Annotated in this window: 24 protein-coding genes; 12 read left to right on the top strand and 12 right to left on the bottom strand. The window is 72.5% G+C overall.

Features of this window, described 5'->3' with window-relative positions; translation table 11 throughout:
- The first annotated feature begins 143 nt into the window (after positions 1 to 143).
- Genes JYK04_RS28005 through JYK04_RS27995 form a run of 3 tightly spaced genes read left to right on the top strand, consistent with a single transcriptional unit; the run spans position 144 to position 1946 of the window.
- The gene (locus tag JYK04_RS28005; protein WP_189732561.1) at positions 144 to 1106 is read left to right on the top strand and encodes a zinc-binding dehydrogenase; all 963 of its coding nucleotides are present in this window, start codon (positions 144 to 146) and stop codon (positions 1104 to 1106) included.
- Positions 1107 to 1164: 58 nt separating this feature from the next.
- Positions 1165 to 1374 (top strand): helix-turn-helix domain-containing protein, encoded by a 210-nt coding sequence (locus JYK04_RS28000; protein ID WP_030013034.1) that lies wholly within the window; start codon positions 1165 to 1167, stop codon positions 1372 to 1374.
- On the top strand, positions 1374 to 1946 hold the full coding sequence (locus JYK04_RS27995) for a Clp protease N-terminal domain-containing protein (RefSeq protein ID WP_189732563.1): 573 nt from the start codon (positions 1374 to 1376) through the stop codon (positions 1944 to 1946). The genes JYK04_RS28000 and JYK04_RS27995 overlap by 1 nt, the downstream gene beginning before the upstream one ends.
- Before the next feature lie 157 nt (positions 1947 to 2103).
- Here JYK04_RS27995 and JYK04_RS27990 read toward each other — a convergent pair whose 3' ends face one another.
- Both JYK04_RS27990 and JYK04_RS27985 read right to left on the bottom strand, forming a co-directional pair.
- Positions 2104 to 2997, bottom strand: a complete 894-nt coding sequence (locus JYK04_RS27990) for a PadR family transcriptional regulator (RefSeq protein WP_189732564.1) — start codon at positions 2995 to 2997, stop codon at positions 2104 to 2106.
- 1 nt (position 2998) lies between these two features.
- Positions 2999 to 3952 carry a DUF4097 family beta strand repeat-containing protein gene (locus JYK04_RS27985; RefSeq protein ID WP_189732567.1) on the bottom strand — a complete coding sequence of 318 codons (954 nt, stop codon included), beginning with the start codon at positions 3950 to 3952 and terminating at the stop codon, positions 2999 to 3001.
- A gap of 154 nt (positions 3953 to 4106) precedes the next feature.
- Here JYK04_RS27985 and JYK04_RS27980 point away from each other — a divergent pair, with 154 nt between their 5' ends.
- Positions 4107 to 4916, top strand: coding sequence for a hypothetical protein (locus JYK04_RS27980; protein ID WP_189733666.1), 810 nt, complete (start codon positions 4107 to 4109; stop codon positions 4914 to 4916).
- 15 nt (positions 4917 to 4931) lie between these two features.
- Here JYK04_RS27980 and JYK04_RS27975 read toward each other — a convergent pair whose 3' ends face one another.
- The 3 genes from JYK04_RS27975 to JYK04_RS27965 form a co-directional block, all read right to left on the bottom strand.
- The gene (locus tag JYK04_RS27975) at positions 4932 to 6059 is read right to left on the bottom strand and encodes a CU044_5270 family protein (protein WP_189732569.1); all 1128 of its coding nucleotides are present in this window, start codon (positions 6057 to 6059) and stop codon (positions 4932 to 4934) included.
- The gene (locus JYK04_RS27970; RefSeq protein WP_189732571.1) at positions 6056 to 6685 is read right to left on the bottom strand and encodes an RNA polymerase sigma factor; all 630 of its coding nucleotides are present in this window, start codon (positions 6683 to 6685) and stop codon (positions 6056 to 6058) included. Before JYK04_RS27970 ends, JYK04_RS27975 begins: the two co-directional genes overlap by 4 nt.
- 143 nt (positions 6686 to 6828) lie before the next feature.
- A complete protein-coding gene (locus JYK04_RS27965; protein WP_189732573.1) occupies positions 6829 to 7764 on the bottom strand; it encodes a LysR family transcriptional regulator in 936 nt (311 codons plus the stop codon).
- Between the two features lie 209 nt (positions 7765 to 7973).
- On the opposite strand from JYK04_RS27965, the gene snpA reads away from it, so the two are divergent.
- Positions 7974 to 8642, top strand: coding sequence for a snapalysin (snpA, locus tag JYK04_RS27960; protein ID WP_189732575.1), 669 nt, complete (start codon positions 7974 to 7976; stop codon positions 8640 to 8642).
- Positions 8643 to 8644: 2 nt separating this feature from the next.
- On the opposite strand, the gene JYK04_RS27955 is transcribed toward snpA, so the two are convergent.
- The 5 genes from JYK04_RS27955 to JYK04_RS27935 form a co-directional block, all read right to left on the bottom strand.
- On the bottom strand, positions 8645 to 8848 hold the full coding sequence (locus JYK04_RS27955) for a hypothetical protein (protein ID WP_189732577.1): 204 nt from the start codon (positions 8846 to 8848) through the stop codon (positions 8645 to 8647).
- Between the two features lie 36 nt (positions 8849 to 8884).
- The gene (locus tag JYK04_RS27950; protein WP_189732579.1) at positions 8885 to 9466 is read right to left on the bottom strand and encodes a dihydrofolate reductase family protein; all 582 of its coding nucleotides are present in this window, start codon (positions 9464 to 9466) and stop codon (positions 8885 to 8887) included.
- 114 nt (positions 9467 to 9580) lie between these two features.
- On the bottom strand, positions 9581 to 10174 hold the full coding sequence (locus JYK04_RS27945) for a GNAT family N-acetyltransferase (RefSeq protein WP_030011814.1): 594 nt from the start codon (positions 10172 to 10174) through the stop codon (positions 9581 to 9583).
- A 148-nt stretch (positions 10175 to 10322) separates the two neighbouring features.
- A complete protein-coding gene (locus tag JYK04_RS27940; RefSeq protein WP_189733667.1) occupies positions 10323 to 11375 on the bottom strand; it encodes a family 2 encapsulin nanocompartment cargo protein polyprenyl transferase in 1053 nt (350 codons plus the stop codon).
- On the bottom strand, positions 11372 to 12778 hold the full coding sequence (locus JYK04_RS27935; RefSeq protein ID WP_189732582.1) for a family 2B encapsulin nanocompartment shell protein: 1407 nt from the start codon (positions 12776 to 12778) through the stop codon (positions 11372 to 11374). The genes JYK04_RS27940 and JYK04_RS27935 overlap by 4 nt, the downstream gene beginning before the upstream one ends.
- 269 nt (positions 12779 to 13047) lie before the next feature.
- On the opposite strand from JYK04_RS27935, the gene JYK04_RS27930 reads away from it, so the two are divergent.
- The 3 genes from JYK04_RS27930 to JYK04_RS27920 all read left to right on the top strand — a co-directional run bounded on the left by JYK04_RS27930 (position 13048) and on the right by JYK04_RS27920 (position 15585).
- Positions 13048 to 13503, top strand: coding sequence for an RrF2 family transcriptional regulator (locus JYK04_RS27930; protein ID WP_189732584.1), 456 nt, complete (start codon positions 13048 to 13050; stop codon positions 13501 to 13503).
- A 166-nt stretch (positions 13504 to 13669) separates the two neighbouring features.
- The gene (locus JYK04_RS27925; protein WP_189733669.1) at positions 13670 to 14866 is read left to right on the top strand and encodes a globin domain-containing protein; all 1197 of its coding nucleotides are present in this window, start codon (positions 13670 to 13672) and stop codon (positions 14864 to 14866) included.
- A 128-nt stretch (positions 14867 to 14994) separates the two neighbouring features.
- Complete coding sequence (locus tag JYK04_RS27920; RefSeq protein WP_189732586.1) at positions 14995 to 15585, top strand: N-acetylmuramoyl-L-alanine amidase; 591 nt, start codon at positions 14995 to 14997, stop codon at positions 15583 to 15585.
- 83 nt (positions 15586 to 15668) lie between these two features.
- Here JYK04_RS27920 and JYK04_RS27915 read toward each other — a convergent pair whose 3' ends face one another.
- Complete coding sequence (locus tag JYK04_RS27915) at positions 15669 to 15863, bottom strand: superinfection immunity protein (RefSeq protein WP_189732587.1); 195 nt, start codon at positions 15861 to 15863, stop codon at positions 15669 to 15671.
- A gap of 153 nt (positions 15864 to 16016) precedes the next feature.
- Here JYK04_RS27915 and JYK04_RS27910 point away from each other — a divergent pair, with 153 nt between their 5' ends.
- Positions 16017 to 16925: a 1-aminocyclopropane-1-carboxylate deaminase/D-cysteine desulfhydrase gene (locus tag JYK04_RS27910; protein WP_189732589.1), complete on the top strand. Its 909-nt coding sequence runs from the start codon at positions 16017 to 16019 to the stop codon at positions 16923 to 16925.
- 10 nt (positions 16926 to 16935) lie between these two features.
- Here JYK04_RS27910 and JYK04_RS27905 read toward each other — a convergent pair whose 3' ends face one another.
- Positions 16936 to 18516, bottom strand: a complete 1581-nt coding sequence (locus JYK04_RS27905) for a Na+/H+ antiporter (protein WP_189732592.1) — start codon at positions 18514 to 18516, stop codon at positions 16936 to 16938.
- Between the two features lie 212 nt (positions 18517 to 18728).
- Here JYK04_RS27905 and JYK04_RS27900 point away from each other — a divergent pair, with 212 nt between their 5' ends.
- From JYK04_RS27900 to JYK04_RS27890, 3 genes are all read left to right on the top strand, one after another.
- A complete protein-coding gene (locus tag JYK04_RS27900; protein ID WP_189732594.1) occupies positions 18729 to 18989 on the top strand; it encodes a UBP-type zinc finger domain-containing protein in 261 nt (86 codons plus the stop codon).
- Between the two features lie 205 nt (positions 18990 to 19194).
- Positions 19195 to 19608, top strand: a complete 414-nt coding sequence (locus JYK04_RS27895; protein ID WP_030012703.1) for an ATP-binding protein — start codon at positions 19195 to 19197, stop codon at positions 19606 to 19608.
- Complete coding sequence (locus JYK04_RS27890; RefSeq protein WP_189732596.1) at positions 19605 to 20654, top strand: RNA polymerase sigma factor SigF; 1050 nt, start codon at positions 19605 to 19607, stop codon at positions 20652 to 20654. Before JYK04_RS27895 ends, JYK04_RS27890 begins: the two co-directional genes overlap by 4 nt.

Below are 20654 nucleotides of genomic sequence, written 5' to 3'. Positions count from 1 at the left end.
GCCCTGGCGGGCCTTGCCGGCTTCGCGCCGCTGCGACGGACTCCGTCCGTCGGGCCCGGGACCGGGCCGGGTGCGACGAAGGCCTCACCCGTGCGGTCGCGGGAGGTCTGGAACCGGGCCCTACCGAGCGGTAGCGTCGCGGCATGTTCGCTGCCTACGCCGCCCGAATCGACCGTGACCAGCCGCTGAACGGCCTTGTGCTGGGCGACCGCCCGGCCCCCGAGGCCCGGCCCGGCTGGGTGACCGTGAACGTCAAGGCCGCCTCCCTCAACCACCACGACCTGTGGTCGCTGCGCGGGGTCGGCCTCGGCGAGGAAAGACTCCCGATGATCCTCGGCTGCGACGCCGCCGGAATCGACCAGGACGGCAACGAGGTCGTCCTGCACTCCGTGATCGGCCAGAGCGGCCACGGGGTCGGCCCGGACGAGCCGCGCTCGATCCTGACCGAGCGCTACCAGGGGACCTTCGCCGAGCAGGTGACCGTCCCCGCCTGGAACGTGCTGCGCAAGCCCGCCGAGCTGACCTTCGAGGAGGCCGCCTGCCTGCCGACGGCCTGGCTGACGGCGTACCGGATGCTGTTCACCAACGCCGGGGTCCGGCCCGGGGACTCCGTCCTGGTGCAGGGGGCCGGCGGCGGTGTCGCGACGGCCGCGATCGCCCTCGGCAAGGCGGCCGGCCTGCGGGTGTTCGCCACGAGCCGGGACGAGGCCAAGCGCAAGCGCGCCGTGGAGCTGGGCGCGGTGGAGGCGTTCGAGCCGGGCGCGCGGCTGCCGCAGCGGGTGGACGCCGTGATCGAGACGGTGGGCGCCGCCACCTGGTCGCACTCCGTGAAGTCCCTGCGCCCGGGGGGCACCCTGGTGATCTCCGGCGCCACGAGCGGCGACCGCCCCGCGCACGCCGAGCTGACCCGGATCTTCTTCCTGGAGCTGAAGGTGGTCGGCTCGACGATGGGCTCGAAGGACGAGCTGGAGGACCTGCTCGCCTTCTGCGCGACCACCGGGCTGCGGCCGGTCATCGACGAGGTGCTGCCGCTGGACCGGGCGCGGGAGGGATTCGAGAAGCTCGCGGCGGGCGACCTCTTCGGCAAGATCGTACTCACTCCCTGACCGGCCTCGATGTCAACCAGGGTTGACGAACCTCTCGCGTCAACCTACATTGACATCCATGACCGAAGCCACTGATCTCGCCGAACGGGCCGGTGACCGTGACCCGCGCGTGGGCCTGCGTGCCGTGGCCGCCCTCCGGAGGCTGCTGGAGCAGCTGGAGGCCGTACAGGTACGCAGCGCCCGCGCGCAGGGGTGGTCCTGGCAGGAGATCGCGGCCGAGCTGGGCGTCAGCCGGCAGGCCGTGCACAAGAAATACGGGAGGCTCTGATGTTCGAACGCTTCACCCGCGACGCCCGGTCGACCGTGACCGGAGCGGTGACCGAGGCCCGGCAGGCCGGGGCACCCACCGTCACCGAGGAGCACCTGCTGCTCTCCCTGCTGGCCCTGGGCGCCCTGGACCCGCTCGGCGTGGACCGCGCGGCGGTGACCGCCGACCTCACGGCGGCCCGCCGCCGGGGCGGCATGTCCAGGGCGGACGAGGAGGCGCTGGCCGGACTCGGCATCGACCTGACCGAGATCGTCTCCCGCGTCGAGGAGAGCCACGGCGAGGGCGCCCTCGCGGCCCCCGCGCCCCGCAGGCGGACCCTGGGCTCCTCGATCCGCTCCGCCCTCGGGCGGGAGGACGCGGACGACCGCACCGGCGGCCGCCACATCCCCTTCGCCGAGGGGTCGAAGAAGGTCCTGGAGCAGTCCCTGCGCATCGCACTGGGCCGCAAGGACAACCACATCGGCACCCTGCACCTGCTGCTGGCCCTGACCTCCCGCCCCGGCACCGTCTCCGAGGTCCTGTCGGACCACGGCGTCACCTACGGCACGGCCGAAACGACCCTGGCAGCCTGACCGCCCCTACGCCTGTAGCCCCGCCCCTTCAGCCCCGCCGGCGTTTGAGGCGCGGGGTCCGGGGCGGAGCCCCGGCCGCGGCGCCGCAGGCGGGCTAGGCCGTCTCTTCCGGATCTTGCCGGGCCCGCGACGCCCGGCAAGATCCGAAAGAGACGGCCTAGGACCTGGCTCCGAACGTGGCCCCCAGGCGGCCGCTGGCGGCCTTGAGGTGCCCGCGGGCCTCGGCCACCTGGGCCGCGGTCACCCCGCGGTCCCGCGCCGCGTCTCGGACCTCGTCGCGGAACCGGTCCAGCAGCCGGTCCAGGTCACGGGCCGGGTCTCCGGTGGACGCCAGATCGGCCGCCCAGTCGCCGTCCGCCGACACATCCGCATCCGCCGCCCCCGCGGGGGACGCGCCCTGCGCACCGCTCCCGAGCCAGGCTCCGGCCAGGCTGCCCAGGACGCCGCCGGACTTGGCGAACTGCTCCTGGAGCTGGCCCGCGATGCGCTGGACCTCCTCGCGGGCCCGCTCCTGGGCCTCCTTGGCCTGGCGGCGGGCCTGCTGCGCCTCCTCGCGGGCACGGCGGCTCTCGTCCTTCGCCCGGCGCGCCTGTTCCTTCCACTCCTGCCGCGCCTTGCGCAGGTCCTCCTTGGCGGCCTTCCAGGACTCGTCCTCGACCTGGGTCGCCGATGCCGACGCCGCGGCCCGCATCTCACGGCGCAGGTCACCCGCCGCGCCCCGGACGTCGTCGCGCATCTCGGCGGCGAGCTCGGTGACCGAGTCGCGGATCTCCACCTCCAGGTCGGCCAGTTCGCCGCCGCGGTCGGCGAGTTCGGCCCGGCCGGCATCGGTGATCGAGTACACCTTGCGCCCGCCCTCGGTGGCGTGCGTGACCAGACCCTCGGCCTCCAGCTTCGCCAGCCGCGGGTACACGGTGCCCGCGGAGGGCGCGTACAGGCCCTGGAAGCGCTCCTCCAGCAGGCGGATCACCTCGTACCCGTGGCGCGGGGCCTCGTCCAGCAGCTTGAGGAGGTACAGGCGGAGTCGGCCGTGGGCGAAGACGGGCGGCATGTCAGAGCACCTTCTTGTCGAGCGCGAGGGGGGCGGCGGGGCGGTCCGCGTCGGCCTGCGGGCGGCGCAGCAGCGCGATCGAGCCGGAGACCGTGGTCGCCCGCAGGGCGCCGGCACCGGAGCCGAGGGTCCCGGTGATCCGCTTGGCTCCCATCTGGCCGGAGACCCGCAGGTCCTCGAAGGCGTTGGAGACGCGGCCGGTGGCGGTGTTCGCCTCGACCTTGGCGTCGGCGGGGTGCGGGAGGCGGATCGCGACCTGTCCGGAGACGGAGTTGAGGAAGATGTCCACCGGCCGGGGGTCGGCGGGGTCCGCGGCGAGGTCGATGAGCATGTCGCCGCTGACCGAGTCCGCCCGCACGTTCCCGCCCGAGCCGTCGACCACGGTCAGGCCGCCGGAGACGGAGTGGAAGCCGAACTCGCCGGAGACGGACTGGGCCTCGACACTGCCGGAGACGGTGTGCGCCTTGACCCGGCCGGACAGTCCGACCAGCGTGGCGTCGCCGGAGACCCCGTTGACGTCGGTGCCGCCGGAGATGCCGGAGACGAAGACGGCGGCGCCGACCGCGGCCACGTGGACCTGGGTGGCGGCGGGCACGGTGAGGGTGATCGCGACGCTGCGCTCCCAGGCCTTGCGGCCGGAGGCGGAACCGGCCCAGGCCTTCCAGGGCTTGGTCTCGAACCACTGCTTGAGGCCCTGGGAGCCGTTCCAGGGCAGGTCCTCGTAGGAGACGGTGAGCGTGCCGCCGTCCTGCACGACGTACAGGGGCGGTCCGTCCACCTCGGTCACCTCCAGGCGGGCCGGACCCTCCTCGGCGGCGACCACGTTGACCGTGCCGCTCACGAGGCGGACGCGGAGCTCGGTCACCGGCTCCTCGAAGGTGAGCTTCTGCGGTTCGTCGAAGTGCCATGTCGACGGCGACGGCGACGGCGACGACTCGGGCGACTGCTCTGCCATGGTGCTGATCCTCCTCGTGCGTTCACGGACCGGGCTCGACGCACGCAACATATCGCGTCTTCTGCTAACACGATATATCGCGGTTGAGCGAAGTCAAGCGCCCTTCCGAAACCCCACGGTTCGGGGTGTTTTGCACTATTGTGTGGGCATGTCAATATCCAGGGCCGCGACCGGCGGAATGCTGCTCTGCCGTGCCGAACCCCTTGCCGTCCGGCCCCCGGCACACCTGTTGCGCGTACGCCTGCTGCTCGCCCCGGCGGGCGCGTGGAGCGTGCTCGTCCCCGAGGACAAGCCGTGGCGGGGCGGCCCGGAGAGCGTGGCGGAGGTCCTCTCCGGCTGGGGGTCGGCGATCGCGATCGGCACCGACCGGCCGGTGCTGAGCCTGTGGTGGGAGGCCGGCCGGACCGGATTCGCCCTGGCCGGCGGCTTCCGGCGGACCGTCGTCTACGCGTGGGACGCGGCCGGGCGGCCGGCCGGTGAGCCCGACACCATGCGGACCCTGTCGGCGCGGCTCGGCCTGGACCCCGTACTCGACCTGGCGGAACTGGAGCGCCTCACCCGCCCCGACGCCGACCCCGCCGTGGACGGGGAGGCCCGGCTGCTCGCACTGGTCGCCCTGCTGAGGCGCGCCGGACTGGCCCTGCCGCCCGGGCTCTCCCCGGGCGAATCGGCCGACCGGCTGCGGGGTGCCGCCGGAGTGGCTCCCGGCGTGGAGACGCTGGAGTGGTCCGGCCGGCGCGACGCGGTACGGGCCGGGCTCGACGCGGTGGAGCGGGGCCGGCTCGGCCCGTGGGTCCGCGGCCCGAGGGCCCGGCTGCTGGGCGCGGCCCAAGTGGCGGCCGGCGCGCCCCTGCTGGCCTGGGCGGCCCACCGCCGCCGCCCGGGCTGGGCGGCGGCGGGCGCGGTCCTGCTGGCGCAGGGGGCCGCCTCCCTGGCGTACGACCGGGCCCGGGCGCGGCGCTGATCGGCGCCTTGCCGGTCAGCGGGCCGTGGGCGGCAGTTCCTTGATCCGGTCGACGACCGTACGGGTCATGACGGCGCTGGTGTACACGACCGTGCCGGGCTTGATCAGGCCCTGTTCGCCGGACTCGCCCTGCACCTGGACGCTGCGCTCGCCGAGGAAGGCGAGGGTCTCGCGGTCGAAGATCCACTCCTCGCGCTGGCCGGAGTGCTCGTCGAGCCGGGCGACCGCGATGCCGCTGCGGCCCGCGGCGTCGACCGCGTCGTCGACCGTCACCACGCCGGGGATCTTCGCCGCCGCCCGGTAGAGCGCGGTCGTGAGCTCGGCCGGCGGGTAGCTGGAGCGCAGCAGGTCGCCGATCGTGGTGAAGGCCTCCTGGTCGGGGCCCCTGCCCTTGCCCTTGGTCTCCTCGTAGATCCGCCGGAGCAGCACGTCGGGGTCGGTGGGCAGGGTGGCGAGGTAGTTGTGGGTGGGCGCGTTCAGGTGCGGCGTGGGGGTGTTGCCCATCTCGTCGGGGCCCGCCAGGGTCACGCCTTCCGGTCCGGTGTTGCCGGGCTCGATCAGCCAGCCCTTGGTGCCGTCCGGGGAGTTCCACTGGTGGCGCACGTGCAGTTGCTCGCTGACCAGGGTGCTCTTGTCGCCCTCGGTCTTCACATAGGTGTTGGCCGTCTTGCTGCCGATGTAGACGAACTGGTCCGCGCGCACGGCCGGGCCGGCGACGGAGGCGGAGGCCAGCGAGATCCGGTCCAGGAGCTGCGGCGCCCCCTTGGGGTCGGCGGCGCCGATCCGGGTGGTCAGCGCCGGGCCGGTGGCGACGGTGGAACCGGGTCCGTCCGCGGCGCCCCGGTCCAGGTAGGAGAAGAAGCCGACGGCAAGTGCTCCGGCCAGCGCGAAGGCGGCGGCGGGCACGAACACCGCCCGGCGCAGGAACGGGTTGCGCGGCCCGGTGGCACGGCCGGGGGCGGAAGCCGGGGCGGCGACGACGTGGGCAACGTCGGCGGCTCGGAGGTCTTCGTGGATCTGGGCCATCAGGCGCTCCTTGTGGAACTGGTGGCGGCCCGCGGGCAGATCCCGTGCGGCGAACGGCGGGAGGAGCGGGTGCTCCTCCCGGCCGGCCGGGCGGGGCCGGGAGGGGTCGGGGTTCATCGGGTTCCTTCCTGTGCGGACCGGACCGTGTTCGTGCGGTCGCCATATGTCTGTCGGGGCCGAGCCGCGGGTTCCCGCTTTTTCTTCTTCAGTTCTGTTTCAGCGAGTTTGCGTAGCTTCGTACGGGCCCGGGACAGCCTGGAACGGACCGTTCCGACCGGGATGCCGAGGACTCGGGCGGCTTCGGCGTACTCCAGGCCTTCGCCCAGGCACAACAGGAGGACTTCGCGCTCGGGCGGGCGCAGCGCGCTCAACTGCCCGAGCGTGGCCGCGATCTGCCGCCGGTCGTCCAGCCGGCCGGCCACCTCCTCGGCGTGGTCGGGCACGGACGCGGCACCGGCCGCCGCCGTGGCGGCGGCAGCGGCGGCCCGGTAGCGGCGGTTGCTGCGGCAGTGGTTGCGGGCGAGGTTGGTGGCGATGCCCAGCAGCCAGGGCCGCAGCGAGCCGCCCTCGGCGTCGACCGTGCCGCGCAGCCGCCACGCCTCCATGAAGGCGGCCGACATGACGTCCTCCGCGGCGGCCCAGTCGCCGGTCATCCGGAAGGCATGGTTGTAGAGGGTGCGGGCGTAGCTGTCGAACAGCTCCGCATAGGCGTCCGGATCCCCGGACCGCACCCGGGTTCGCATCTCTGTCGTCACTCCTGTGGGCTGTCCGGCACCCGGGGCGGAGTTCCCGTGACCTGCGTCACGTCCACCGCGGAGCGGTGGACGGCCGGTCAGACCCCGGCCCCCGGAGGGGACAGCCTAGGCGAGCGCCCGTACGGGCCCGGCTACGCCGCCTCCAGCAGCGGGCTCGCGTGGTGGTGGAGCCAGGCCCGGTACGGGGGCGTCCGCAGGGCGGCCTCGCGATAGGCGGCGCGCAGGTCCTCGTAGACCTCGGCGTGCGCGCCCGGTCTGGTGGCCAGCAGCAGGCGCACGGCGAGGGGGTCCCCGCAGAGCGGCCGGATCGCCATGTCCTCGCGCGGCCCCGAGGTCGGCTGGCACGGGGCCACCGCCTCGCCGGAGATGATCAGCGAGGTCGCCGTGTGGTAGTCGGCGTGCAGCACCGGCGGGTCGAGTCCGGCGCCGGCGAAGACGCGTCTGAGGCCGTCCCACTCGCCGTCGACCGAAGGGTCGACCATCCAGCGGTCGGCGGCCAGGTCCCGTAAGGAGACCACGGCCTGCCCGGCGGCCGGATGGTCCCGGGACATCGACACGAACTGGGGTTCCCGTTCCATCAGTACGTGCATCTGCAGCCCGGGCGGCACCCGCAGCGGACTGCCCTCCACCTCGTGCACGAACGCCACGTCCAGCTGTCCCGCGGCGACCATCCTGAGCAGTGCGTTCGCGGAGACGTCGACCACGAGCGAGGTCTCGGTGTCCGGAAGCCGCCGGTGGATCCGCCGCAGCCAGCCCGGCAGCGCGCTGCTGGCCGTGGAGCCGATGCGCAGCCGTGAGGCGTGGGCCAGTTCGCGGGCCTCCGCCACCAGCGCGGCCATCTCGGCGAGCAGCGGGCGGGCCCGGCCCAGCACGGTCCGGCCGAAGGGGGTGGGCCGGCAGCCGGTCCGCTCGCGCAGGAACAGCTCGCCGTCGAGGGCCCGTTCGATGCGGCGCAGCTGGGTCGTCAGGGAGGGTTGGCTCACGCCGAGTTGCCGGGCGGCCTTGTGCAGGCTTCCGGCGTCGGCGATGGCGCACAGCGCGCGCAGGTGCCTGACCTCAAGCTCCATGCCCTGAGGGTAGGCCGGTCACTGCTGACCGCACCAGCCACCGATAGCCCCCCGAATCCCGCCATTCTCACGCTAGTTGGGCTGCCGAAATCTCCCTGATAGGTCCGCGTTATCGGGGAGTGACATCATCCGCCGGGCACTTGTGCTCCCGCAGACTCCGGTTCGAAAGACCACCCCCCACCGCACCGGACGAGTAGGAGCTCCCCCACATGCGCCACTCCCGTAAGGCCATGCTGGCCACGACCGTCGGCCTCGGCCTCGCCGCCGCCCTTGGTGTCGTCCCCACCGCCACCGCCGCGCCCGCTCCCGTCGGAAACGCCGTGAGCTACGCCGCGTACGAGCGTTCGCCGGAGAACGACGCCGCGAACCGCGCCTTCTTCGAGGCCGTGCAGCGTTCGGTCGCCGAGCAGCGCGCCGCGAACCCGGGCGCCCTGGCCGTGACCGTCACGTACAACACCCGCAGTGCCCCGAGCTTCCGCAGCCAGATAGCCCGCTCCACGCAGATCTGGAACAGCTCGGTGTCCAACGTGAAGCTGCAGGAGGTGTCCTCGGGCGGGAACTTCTCGTACCGCGAGGGCAATGACTCACGTGGCTCGTACGCGAGCACGGACGGGCACGGCCGGGGTTACATCTTCCTGGACTACCGGCAGAACCAGCAGTACAACTCCACCCGGGTGACGGCGCACGAGACCGGCCACGTGCTGGGCCTGCCGGACCACTACTCGGGTCCGTGCAGTGAGCTGATGTCGGGTGGCGGCCCGGGCACCTCGTGCCAGAACGCCAACCCGAACTCCGCCGAGCGGGCACGGGTCAACCAGCTCTGGGCCAACGGCTTCGCCTCCGGTCTCGGTGCGAAGGATCTCGCCGCCAAGGGCTGAGGTCACCGCTCCTCGGGATCCGCGTAATCGGGGCAGTCGGGGTTCCGGCAGGGACCCCGGCCCCACACGGGGATGAAGATCCCGAGGGACTTGCGCCGCCTGACCACCGTGTCGACGCGGCGCCCGCACGCCGGGCACGTCTGCTGTTCGTGCCCGGCCTGCGGGGCCACCGTCTCGTGCGCGTGGTGATGCTGTTCACCGGCCATACCTCCACGGTAGGCCGGTTCCGTGCGTTCGGCGGGTCAGCGCCCCCGCGCGTAGGTGGTCACGACCTGCCCGCCGCCGAAGGTCCTGACGCCGGTCAGCTCCAGGTCGCGCCGGGCGAAGCCGGCCCGCGTGAGGGGCATCCCGCTCCCGGTGAGGACCGGGTAGGTCTTGATCACGAACTCGTCGATCTCTTCGACCAGCTGGGCGGCGAGGTCCGCACCTCCGCAGAGGTAGATGCCGAGCCCGTCCCGGGCCTTCAGCTCCCGCACCCGGGCCGCCACGTCCCCGCTGATCAGCTCGACCGCCGGGTCGGGGGTGACCGCGATCGAGCGCGTGGCCACGTACTGCTTCAGGTGGGCGTACGGGCTCGTGACGCCCGCCTTGAGGGCCGGGTCGTAGGTGCCGCGTCCCATGACGACCGCGTCGAAGCGCCGGGCCGTCGAGATGTCGACGCCGAACATCTCGTGAGCGTGGGTCGGCAGGGTCTCCGGGTACTCGGTCGTGAGGTATCCGAGGTACTCGGGGTCCAGGTAGTCGTTGAAGAAGTCGCCGTCCCCGTCCGGGTCCGCCATGAACCCGTCGACGGACGCGGCGATGAAGTACGTGAGCTTGCGCAAGCGATTCTCTTCCACTGGGCAGCGCCACCGCACCGGGGCACATCATGCAAAGTACTTCGCCTGTAGTGGTTACGCAAGGGATATCCCCCCTGGGGGGGGGCGGGACCGCGGCTCTCAGCCGCGCGGCTTGCGCCACATCGGCCACATCAGCGGCCCGTCCGGAAGCCGTACCGCCTCCCCCGTGAACTCCCAGCCGAGCCGTTCGTACAGCCCCTTGCTGCGCTCGCTGCTCGCCTCCAGGTACGCCGGCACGCCCTCGCGGTCGCAGCGCTCCAGCACCGGCCGGATCAGCTCGCTCCCCAGCCCCTGCCCCTGCCGGCCCGGGGCGACCGCGATCATCAGCAGGTACTCGTGCTCCTCCGCCGTCGGGTGCACCGCGCCCGTGAGGCGCCCGACCAGCTCGCACCGCTCGTTGTCCGGGTCCGCCACGGCCCGCATCCTCGCCGGGACCTCGTCCTCACCCTCGGGAACCCCCGCCGGGATCCTCAGCCACAGCGCGGCCGCCGACCCGTCCACGGCGTAGTCGATCCGGCCCTCCTCCAGGGCCACGTCCACGAAGACGCCCAGGAACTTCCCGTGCACCGCGGCCCGGTGTTCCGGGTCCGGGAAGACCCAGCTGCTCACCGGGTCGGTCCGGAAGGCCTCGTCGAGCAGCCGCGCCACGGCGTCCCGGTCCGACTGATCCGCCTGACGTATCTCCAGCGCCACTGGTCACACCCTTCACTCACGCGTCAACAACCGTGAGCGATCCTAGAGTTGACGCGGACATGCGGTAAGGCCCGTTCCGGCACCGTGCGGTACCGGAACAGGCCTCGCCCCCTCGGGCTCCCCGGATCTGCTCGCGCCCCCCGCGCCCTCATCTCGTACGGCGCGTCACGAACTCCGCGAGCGCCAGCAGCCCGCCCGCCGCTCCGAGGTCCGCAACGGCCCGGGACAGCTGTTGGACCGCCCGCCCCATCCGGTCCGCGGCCTGGGCCTGCGCCCAGTCGCGCCCGCCGGCCCGGTCCACCGCGTCGGCCGCCCGGCGTACGTCGTCCCCGGTCATGGGGCCCGCGTACAGCTCGGCCAGCTCCTTCCCCGCCGCGGTGTCCGAGGTGAGGGCGGCCACGACGGGGAGGGACTTCTTGCGGGCGATCAGGTCGGCCCCGGCGGGCTTGCCGGTGTGCCCGGGGTCCCCCCAGATGCCGATCAGGTCGTCGATCAGCTGGAAGGCCAGCCCGGCCTCCCGCCCGAAGGCGTCCATGGCGTCGACCTCGTCCGGCCCGGCCCCCGCGTACAGGGCGCCCAGCGCGCACGAGCAGCCCAGGAGTGCCCCGGTCTTGGCCGTGGCCATGGCCAGGCACTCGTCGAGCGAGACCTGCGGGCGCTGCTCGAAGGCGCAGTCCGCCTGCTGGCCCGCGCACAGTTCGATGACACAGGCCGCGAGCCGGGCCGAGGCCGCCGCGGCGGCCGGATGCGGGTCCTCCGCGAGCAGCCGCAGCGCGAGCGCCATCATCGCGTCGCCCGTGATGATGGCGTCCGGCGTCCCGAAGACGGTCCAGGCCGTGGGCCGGCCCCGCCGCCGGACGTCCTTGTCGATGATGTCGTCGTGCAGCAGCGTGAAGTTGTGCGCCAACTCCACGGCCGCCGCCGCCCGTACCGCCTCTTCGGCCGGGCCGGCCCCGGGACCGCGCAGGGCCTGGGCCGCGGCCAGCACCAGGGCCGGCCGGATGGCCTTCCCGGCCCCGCCGTCGGCGGGGCTGCCGTCCTCGTGCTCCCAGCCGAAGTGGTACATCGCCACGCGCCGCATATGACCCGGCAGGCTCTCGACCGTGTGGCGCAGCTGCGGGTCGACCGCTTCTCTCGTCCGTTCCAGCAGGGCCGCGGCGTCCTGGCCCTCACCGGTCGCGATGGCGTTCACGGCGGTCAGCGCCAACGGCCGATCTCGACGTTCTCCAGTACGCCGAGCGCGTCCGGCACCAGCACCGCGGCCGAGAAGTAGGCGGTGACCAGGTAGGAGATGATCGCCTGCTCGCTGATCCCCATGAAGCGGACCGACAGGCTCGGCTCGATCTCGTCCGGGATGCCCGGCTGGTGGAGCCCGATCACGCCCTGCTCGTCCTCGCCGGTGCGCATGCACAGGATGGACGTGGTGCGGGCGTCGCTGATCGGGATCTTGTTGCTCGGGAAGATCGGCACCCCGCGCCAGGCGGGCACCCGGTTGCCGCCGACGTCCACCGACTCCGGGTAGATGCCGCGCTTGTTGCACTCGCGGCCGAAGGCGGCGATCGCCTTGGGGTGCGCCAGGAACAGCTTGGAGCCGCGCCGCATGCTCAGGAGCTGGTCCATGTCGTCGGGGCTGGGCGCGCCGTCGTGCGGTTGGATGCGCTGGTCGTAGTCGGCGTTGTGGAGCAGGCCGAAGTCGCGGTTGTTGAGCATCTCGTGCTCCTGGCGCTCGCGCAGCGCCTCGACCGTGAGCCGCAGCTGCTGCTCGGTCTGGTTCATCGGGTGGTTGTAGAGGTCGGCGACGCGGCTGTGGACCCGCAGGACCGTTTGTGCAATGGAGAGTTCGTACTCGCGCGGCCGGGCCTCGTAGTCCACGAAGGTACCGGGGAGGACGGCCTCGCCCTGATGGCCGGCGGAGAGCTCGATCGCGGCCTCGCCGTACTTGTTGGTCTCCCGGCCGGGCCGGGTCCGTACGTCCTCCACGTGCGCGCGCAGCGACTCGACCCGGTCGGCGAGGAGCTGGAAGTCCTGCCGGGACAGGGTGAGCACGGTGCCGGAGGTGGCGGCTCGGGCGGTGTACTCCCAAATCGATTCTTCATCGACGAGGGAGTCGTCGCCGAAGTACGCGCCGTCGGCGACGGTCCGCAGGACGGCGTCCTCCCCGTAGGGGCCGGGGCCGATCTGCTCGATGCGGCCGTGGGCGAGCAGGAAGACCTGGTCGGCGGGGCTGCCGAAGGAGGTCAGCTCCTGGCCGGCCTCGAAGTCGACCTGTCGGCACCGCCGGGCGAGTTCGCCGAGGACGTCGAGGTCCTCGTAGTCGCGCAGCAGCGGGAGCTCGCCGAGCTCGGCCGGGATCACCTGGACCTGGGTGCCGGTCTTGACGAACTCCACGACGCCGTTGCCGACCGAGTAGCTCAGCCTGCGGTTGACGCGGTACGTGCCGCCCTGCACGGACACCCACGGCAGCATCTTCAGGAGCCACCGCGAGGTGATCTCCTGCATCTGCGGCGCGGACTTGGTCGTGGTTGCCAAGTTCCGTGCGGCCGTCGTCCCAAGACTGCGTTGCGGCGTCTGGGCCTCGGACTCGGAACCCGCCTGGACCGACATGTCTTTCCCTTTCGATCACTCCATGGATCTGCGGGAGAAGCCTTTCAGCACGGAACGTGGTGGGACCATTACACAAAAGGGTGGGACTACTCCGTCCGGGCACGGGGCACTCTTTGGGGTCACCCATCCCCCTCATGAGCCTCTTCAGCACCATGCACCCCATCGGTTTCGGCCACACGTGAGCCACGCGTGAGCCACACGTGAGCCTCGCAGGAGCCTCGCGCCGACCTAACTTGCATCATGGATGCAAGTTTGCCTACGGTGACCCCATGCGGCTGACCCGATTCACCGACCTGGCACTGCGCGTCCTGATGCGCCTGGCCGTCGAGGAAACGGACCTCCCGACCACCCGTGACGTGGCGGCGACGATGGAGGTCCCCTACACGCACACCGCCAAGGTGGTCGCCCGGCTGCAGCACCTCGGCCTGGTCGAGGCCCGGCGCGGCCGTGGCGGCGGGCTCGCCCTGACCGCCGCCGGGCGCGCCGCGCCGGTCGGTGCGGTGGTGCGCGAACTGGAGGGCGAGGGCGACGTCGTGGAGTGCGAGGGCACCACCCCCTGCCCGCTGCGCGGCGCCTGCGTACTGCGCGGCGCCCTGCGCCGGGCCCAGGAGGCCTTCTTCGCCGCACTGGACCCGCTCACGGTGAACGACCTGGTGGCATCCCCCACGGGACCGCTCCTGCTGGGCATTTCGAGCAGGGCGCCGACCGGATCCGGGGGCCCCTGACCCGTCCCGCCGGCCCGTCCACCCGCCGGGCCGGCCGGCCCGGCCGGGCCGGCGGGAGTCCGAACAGAAGTCCGCACCACGGCGGTCCTTCTGCGATCAAAAATACGCATCTTAGATGCAAATTCACACAGTCACGTCCAACAACGCATCACGCGAGGAGTTCCGCATGCTGTCCGAGAAGTCGAGCGCGACCGTACGAGCCACCCTGCCCGCCGTCGGGGCCGCGATCGGCGACATAGCCGAGCTCTTCTACACCAAGCTCTTCGCGGCCCACCCGGCCCTGATCCGCGACCTGTTCAACCGGGGCAACCAGCGGGCCGGCCTCCAGCAGCAGGCCCTCGCCGGCTCCGTCGCCGCCTTCGCCACCCACCTCCTCGCCCACCCGGACACCCGGCCCGACGTGATGCTCGGCCGCATCGCCCACAAGCACGCCAGCCTCGGCGTCACCCGCGGGCAGTACGCGGTCGTCCACCAGCACCTCTTCGAGGCCATCGCCGAGGTCCTCGGCGAGGCCGTCACCCCCCAGGTCGCCCAGGCCTGGGACGAGGTCTACTGGCTGATGGCGAACGCCCTGATCGCCCTGGAGGAGCGCCTCTACGCCGAGCAGCGGGTCGCGGCCGGCGACGTGTGGCGCGAGTGGACCGTCACCGAGCGGGTGGCCGAGACCGCGGACTGCACCACCTTCCGGATCGTCCCCGCGGACGGCGCCCCGGCGCCCGCCCACCGGCCCGGCCAGTACGTCTCGGTCCAGGTCGAGCTCCCGGACGGCGCCCGCCAGATCCGCCAGTACAGCCTCATCACCTCCCCGGGCTCCGCGGTCCGCGCGATCACCGTCAAGCGGGTCCACGGCCCGGCGGCCGCGGGCCCCGACGGCGAGGTCTCCAACCACCTGCACACCCGCGTCCGGACCGGAGACACCCTGCGGGTCTCGGCCCCGTACGGCGACCTGGTCCTGGCGGACTCGGCCGCCCCGGTACTGCTCGCCTCGGCCGGCATCGGCTGCACCCCGATGCTCTCGATGCTGGAGCACCTGGCCGACACCGGGCACGCCGCCCCGGTGACCGTGCTGCACGCCGACCGCTCCCCCGCCGACCACCCGCTGCGGGGCGACCACCGGGCACTGACGCACAAGCTGCCCGACGCCTCGGCCTGGTTCTGGTACGAGGAGTCGGCGGAGCCGGGCGACGGCGAGGGCCTCATGGACCTCTCGGCCGTTCCCCTCGCCCCGGGCACCAGGGCCTACCTGTGCGGGCCGCTCCCCTTCATGCGGGCCGTGCGCGAGCAGCTGATCGCCAGGGGGGTGCCGGCCGCCGACATCCACTACGAGGTCTTCGGCCCGGACCTGTGGCTCGCATCGGCCTGATCCCTGGCTGGATCGGATCGCTCGCCGTACGAATGCACTAGCCGCGGAAGGGCCGCCTCCACTAAACCGGAGGGTGACGAGACGGGCACAGAGGGTGCCCGCCGCGCACCGCAACGAAGGAGGCGGCCATGGCCGCACCCATGTCCGCGGACCGTTTCATCAACGCACTGCGCAATGAGGGCCTGACCGTCGTCGAGGTCGGCGCCTGGCGCACCCACAACCGCAACCACAAGGGTCCCTGGGGGCCCGTGCACGGGGTGATGATCCACCACACCGTCACCCGCGGCACCCCGTACACGGTCGAGCTCTGCCGGAACGGCTACAGCGAGCTCCCCGGCCCGCTCTGCCACGGAGTGATCGCCAAGGACGGCCGCGTCCACCTCGTGGGCTACGGCCGCGCCAACCACGCGGGCGCCGGCGACTCCGACGTCCTGGCCGCGGTGATCGCCGAGAAGCGGCTGCCGCCGGACAACGAGACGGACACCGACGGCAACCGCCACTTCTACGGCTTCGAGTGCGAGAACCTGGGCGACGGCGCGGACCCCTGGCCGGCGGTCCAGCTCGACGCCATAGCCCGCGCCTCGGCCGCGATCTGCCGGTTCCACCGCTGGACGGAGCGCTCGGTGATCGGCCACCGCGAGTGGCAGCCGGGCAAGGTCGACCCCAGGGGCTTCACGATGGACGCCATGCGCGCCCGCATCGGCGAGCGCCTGAAGTAGCCGGCCCCGCGGCCGGCGGCTCGGGGCCGTCCTCCCCGGGCCGCCGTCCCCGGCACCACGCCGGGGACGGCGACGGAGCACCTCTACCTGCTGCGCGCGGCCATGGCCAGCGCGATCACCCACCCCACGACGGACCAGCCCAGGAACAGGTTGACCACCAGAACGGAACCCTTGTTGGGCACCCCTCGCCCGAACGCGACCGCGGTGGGAATGAAATAGGCCAGGACGATGATCAGAAGTCCCAGCGCACCGAACGGAATCGCATCACTGCTGCCCATGAATTCCCCCCCATGTTCAACGGATTTGACGATCCATCATCACTGATGACCCACTGCACGTGAAGAACCTCCCGGGCCCGGCCCCGCCCGGCCGGACGCGCACTGCGGACCTGATGTGCGGCAGCACGGGCAGGGGCGGATCACAATGGACGGGTGAACCCGCCCGCGAACGTTGACGCGCTCCTGCAGCCCCGCCCGCCGTCACCCCTGCGGGAGGTCCGCGACGACAGGTTCGAGCGGCACGGCGTACGGCTCCTGCTCAAGCGCGACGACCTCGTGCATCCGGAGCTGCCCGGCAACAAGTGGCGCAAGCTCGCGCCCAACCTGCGCGCGGCCGTGGACGCCGGCCACGACGGCCTGGTCACCTTCGGCGGGGCGTACTCCAACCACCTGCGGGCCACCGCCGCCGCCGGGCGGCTGCTCGGGCTGCGGACGGTCGGCATCGTACGCGGGGACGAGCTGGCCGGACGGCCCCTGAACGACTCGCTCGCCCGGTGCGCAGCCGACGGGATGCGGCTGCACTTCGTGTCCCGGTCGGAGTACCGCCGCAAGGCCGAGCCGCGGGAGCTGGCCCGGCTCGTGGACTCGGCGGGCGCGGGCGGCGCGTACGTGGTCCCCGAGGGCGGCAGCAACGCCCTCGCCCTGCGCGGCTGCGCCGAGCTCGGCCGGGAACTGCGCGGCGCCGCCGACGTGGTCGCGGTGGCCTGCGGTACCGGCGGGACACTGGCGGGTCTCGCGGCCGGGCTGGCTCCCGGGCAGCGGGCGCTCGGGGTTCCGGTCCTGGCCGGCGGTTTCCTGGCCGCGGAGATACGTTCCCTCCAGGCGGCCGCCTTCGGGGGTCCGGCCGGCGCGTGGACCCTGGCCGAGGACTACCACCACGGCGGCTACGCCCGGGTCCCGGACGAGCTGGAGGCCTTCGCCGCCGACTTCGGGTCCCGCCACGGCCTCCCGGTGGAGCGGATCTACGTGGCCAAGCTGCTCTGGGCCCTGACCGAGCTCACCGCGTCCGGCGCCTTCCCGCGCGGCACGGCCCTCGCCGCGGTGGTCACGGGCCGCCCGTGACCGGCCGCGCTCAGCTCTCCTCGCGGTAGGCCGCGGCCTCCTCCAGGTCCAGCCGGCGCAGGAGCGCCCGCAGCATCTCGTCGTCGATGCGCCGGTCGTCCCGCAGCGTCACGAAGACCTCCCGTTCGGCCGCGATCATCTCCCGTGCGAGCCGCCGGTAGACGTCGTCCGCCGACTCCCCCGTCTCCGGGTTGACCTCGCCGAGCCGCTCCCACACCGCGTTGCGCCGGCGCTCCATCACCGTCCGCAGCCGGTCCGCCAGCGGCGGTGGCAGCGTGCTGTTCTCCGGTTCCTCCAGCAGCTCCGCCAGCCGCTCCTCGGCCGCCCGCGAGGCCTCGCTCTGCGCCTGCGCCTCCGCCAGGGTCTCGGCCTGCACGTCCTTCGGCGGCAGCTTCAGCGCCCGGATCAGCGGCGGCAGCGTCAGCCCCTGCACCACCAGCGTCCCGATGACGGTGGTGAAGGTCAGGAAGAGGATCAGGTTCCGGTGCGGTACGTCCACCGGCACGGAGAAGGCGATGGCCAGCGAGACCACGCCCCGCATCCCGGCCCATCCCACGATCACCGGGGCCTTCCAGTCGGTCTCCGGCTCCCGGTCCCGGATCCGCGGCGACAGCCAGCGGGGCACGAAGGTCGCCGGGAACACCCACAGGAACCGGGCCACCACCACCGCGAGGAACACGGCGGTCGCGTAGGTGGCCGCGTGCAGGCCGTCGTACTCCCCCAGCCCCGTGAGGACCACCGGCAGCTGGAGCCCGATGAGCGCGAAGACCACCGACTCCAGTACGAAGGCGACCACCTTCCACACCGCCTCCTCCTGGAGCCGGGTGGCGAAGTCGACCTGCCAGTTGCGGTGCCCGAGGTACAGCGCGACCACGACCACCGCGAGCACCCCGGAGGCGTGCACCCGCTCGGCGGCCGCGTACGCCACGAAGGGGATCAGCAGCGACAGGGTGTTCTGGAGCAGGGGTTCCCTCAGCCGCGTGCGCAGGTGGTGGATCGGCACCATCAGGAGCAGGCCCACGCCGATGCCGCCGACCGAGGCCAGCAGGAACTCCGCGATGCCGCCCGCCCAGCCGGCGCTCACCCCGACCGCCGCCGCCAGCGCCACCTTGTAGGCGGTGATCGCGGTGGCGTCGTTGACCAGGGACTCGCCCTGCAGGATGGTCGTGATCCGGTTCGGCAGCCGCAGCTTGCGGGCGATGGCGGTGGCGGCGACGGCGTCGGGAGGCGCGATCACCGCGCCCAGCACCAGCGCCACCGGCAGGGAGAGCCCCGGCACCAGCAGGTACGCCGCGTACCCGACGGTGAGCGTCGCGAAGAGCACGTAGCCCACCGACAGCATGGCGATCGGCCGGACGTTCGCGCGCAGGTCCAGGTACGAGCTGTCCACGGCGGCCGTGTACAGCAGCGGCGGGAGCAGCAACGGCAGCACGATGTGCGGGTCGAGGGCGTAGTCGGGCACCCCCGGGACGTACGCGGCCAGCAGACCGGCGGCGACCAGCAGCAGCGGTGCGGGCACCGGGGTGCGGCGCGCCAGCCCCGCTACGGCCGCGCTGCCGGCGACGAGCGCCACCAGCGGCAATACCTCCATCGAAGATCCACCTCAATCGTCGGCCGCTCGCCCCGAACGCGCGGGCTTGGCCGAGGAGATCCCCATGACTCGCACGGCGGGAACGTATTCTGTACGAGATCAAGCTCCGGTCAAAGCGTGACGCAACGACACTCCGCTGCCTCGCGGCTCCGGCCCGTGCGCACGGTTCGCCCCGAGACTGAAGGCCGGGGTTCCGGTACAAGGAGAATGCGATGAGCGAGTGCACCCACGTTGCCGAACTGCCGCGTCCCGAACCGGTGCCCTCACACCACACCTGCCCCGAGTGCCTGACCCTCGGCAGCCACCCCGTACAGCTGCGGATGTGCCTGGCCTGCGGGCACGTGGCCTGCTGTGATTCCTCGCCCCACCGGCACGCCACGGCCCACCACCAGGAGACCGGTCATCCGGTGATGCGGAGCTTCGAACCGGGTGAGACCTGGCGCTGGTGTTTTGTCGACGGTTCGATCGTCTGAAGCGGGGTAGTTCAACCCTCCGCCGGTTCCCCTGATTTGGGCCCCGCAGACCCCTAGCCACTGTGCGTACCCATGGGCTTACCATCAGTCACTGGCTCGCAGGCGGGGTGCACGAAGCGGGCACCAAGAGGGGTGCCGCGACACGATCGCCCGGATCGCGATAGCGTCACCGGCGAACAGAGCTCGTACCACCTTGGAGGTGAGGGTGTCCCAGATCGCAGGCGAGCCCGGGACTCAGGACTTCGTGGAAGTCCGGCTGCCCGCTGCGGGTGCCTACCTGTCGGTGCTGCGGACGGCCACGGCCGGTCTCGCGGCACGTTTGGACTTCACCCTCGACGAGATCGAGGACCTCCGCATCGCGGTGGACGAGGCCTGCGCGATCCTGCTCCAGCAGGCCGTGCCGGGCTCCGTCCTCAGTTGCGTGTTCCGGCTGATCGACGATTCGCTGGAAGTGACCGTCTCGGCGCCGACCACCGACGGGCGCGCACCGGAGCGTGACACGTTCGCGTGGACGGTCCTGTCGGCACTGGCCGGCAAGGTCGAGGCCACGGTCGAGGAGAACCGGACGGTGAGCATCAGCCTCTACAAACAGCGCGGCGCGGGACCAGGCCCGGCGTGAGCGGCGGGGAGATCCCGGTGCGGGGCGGGGATCGGCCCCGAGTACGGCACGAGGTCGACGGCGGCATCCCGGAGCAGCAGCACGCCCGGCCGCACCCGGCTGACGCGGATGCGGAAGACGGCTTTTTGGACTCGGCGGAGCGACGGGCGGGCCCTATGAGCGAGAACCAGCAGGAACAACCACAACCAGACCGGGCGACCGGGACGGGAGCCGGGGCCGAGGCCCCGGCCCCGGTGGTGCCCCCGGCAGCGCCGGTGCCGGCGTTCCCGGTGACCCCGGCGCTGCCGGATCCGCGCGACCGCAGCGGCGCGCGGGCCCTGTTCATCGAGCTGCGGGCGCTGCCCGACGGCTCGGTGGAGAAGGCCGAGCTGCGCAACCGGCTGGTACGGATGCACCTGCCGCTGGTGGAACACCTGGCGCGGCGCTTCCGCAACCGCGGTGAGCCGCTCGACGACCTGACCCAGGTCGCGACGATCGGCCTCATCAAATCGGTGGACCGGTTCGACCCGGACCGCGGGGTCGAGTTCTCCACGTACGCCACGCCCACGGTGGTCGGCGAGATCAAGCGCCACTTCCGTGACAAGGGCTGGGCGGTGCGGGTACCGCGTCGTCTGCAGGAGCTGCGGCTCTCGCTGACGACGGCCACGGCCGAACTGTCCCAGCAGCACGGCCGCTCCCCGACGGTGCACGAACTGGCCGAGCGGCTGGGGATCTCCGAGGAGGAGGTGCTGGAGGGGCTGGAATCGGCCAATGCCTACAGCACGCTCTCCCTCGACGTCCCGGACACCGACGACGAGTCGCCGGCGGTCGCGGACACCCTGGGAGCGGAGGACGAGGCCCTGGAGGGGGTCGAGTACCGCGAGTCCCTCAAGCCGCTGCTGGAGGGCCTGCCGCCGCGGGAGAAGCGGATCCTGCTACTGCGTTTCTTCGGCAACATGACCCAGTCGCAGATCGCCCAGGAGGTCGGCATCTCCCAGATGCACGTCTCCCGGCTGCTGGCCCGCACGCTGGCCCAGCTCCGCGAGAAGCTCCTCGTCGAGGAGTAG

Origin of the sequence: Streptomyces nojiriensis, from assembly GCF_017639205.1 — a bacterium.
GTDB classification, from domain to species: Bacteria; Actinomycetota; Actinomycetes; order Streptomycetales; family Streptomycetaceae; genus Streptomyces; species Streptomyces nojiriensis.
This window is presented reverse-complemented; position numbering and strand designations above follow the sequence as displayed.

Bases quoted from the DNA above. Each gene is read 5' to 3' on its own strand.
- JYK04_RS28005 (WP_189732561.1), top strand. From the start codon at position 144: ATGTTCGCTGCCTACGCCGCCCGAATCGACCGTGACCAGCCGCTGAAC.
- JYK04_RS28000 (WP_030013034.1), top strand. From the start codon at position 1,165: ATGACCGAAGCCACTGATCTCGCCGAACGGGCCGGTGACCGTGACCCG.
- JYK04_RS27995 (WP_189732563.1), top strand. From the start codon at position 1,374: ATGTTCGAACGCTTCACCCGCGACGCCCGGTCGACCGTGACCGGAGCG.
- JYK04_RS27990 (WP_189732564.1), bottom strand. From the start codon at position 2,997: ATGCCGCCCGTCTTCGCCCACGGCCGACTCCGCCTGTACCTCCTCAAG.
- JYK04_RS27985 (WP_189732567.1), bottom strand. From the start codon at position 3,952: ATGGCAGAGCAGTCGCCCGAGTCGTCGCCGTCGCCGTCGCCGTCGACA.
- JYK04_RS27975 (WP_189732569.1), bottom strand. From the start codon at position 6,059: ATGAACCCCGACCCCTCCCGGCCCCGCCCGGCCGGCCGGGAGGAGCAC.
- JYK04_RS27970 (WP_189732571.1), bottom strand. From the start codon at position 6,685: ATGCGAACCCGGGTGCGGTCCGGGGATCCGGACGCCTATGCGGAGCTG.
- JYK04_RS27965 (WP_189732573.1), bottom strand. From the start codon at position 7,764: ATGGAGCTTGAGGTCAGGCACCTGCGCGCGCTGTGCGCCATCGCCGAC.
- snpA (WP_189732575.1), top strand. From the start codon at position 7,974: ATGCGCCACTCCCGTAAGGCCATGCTGGCCACGACCGTCGGCCTCGGC.
- JYK04_RS27955 (WP_189732577.1), bottom strand. From the start codon at position 8,848: ATGGCCGGTGAACAGCATCACCACGCGCACGAGACGGTGGCCCCGCAG.
- JYK04_RS27935 (WP_189732582.1), bottom strand. From the start codon at position 12,778: ATGTCGGTCCAGGCGGGTTCCGAGTCCGAGGCCCAGACGCCGCAACGC.
- JYK04_RS27930 (WP_189732584.1), top strand. From the start codon at position 13,048: ATGCGGCTGACCCGATTCACCGACCTGGCACTGCGCGTCCTGATGCGC.
- JYK04_RS27925 (WP_189733669.1), top strand. From the start codon at position 13,670: ATGCTGTCCGAGAAGTCGAGCGCGACCGTACGAGCCACCCTGCCCGCC.
- JYK04_RS27920 (WP_189732586.1), top strand. From the start codon at position 14,995: ATGGCCGCACCCATGTCCGCGGACCGTTTCATCAACGCACTGCGCAAT.
- JYK04_RS27915 (WP_189732587.1), bottom strand. From the start codon at position 15,863: ATGGGCAGCAGTGATGCGATTCCGTTCGGTGCGCTGGGACTTCTGATC.
- JYK04_RS27905 (WP_189732592.1), bottom strand. From the start codon at position 18,516: ATGGAGGTATTGCCGCTGGTGGCGCTCGTCGCCGGCAGCGCGGCCGTA.
- JYK04_RS27900 (WP_189732594.1), top strand. From the start codon at position 18,729: ATGAGCGAGTGCACCCACGTTGCCGAACTGCCGCGTCCCGAACCGGTG.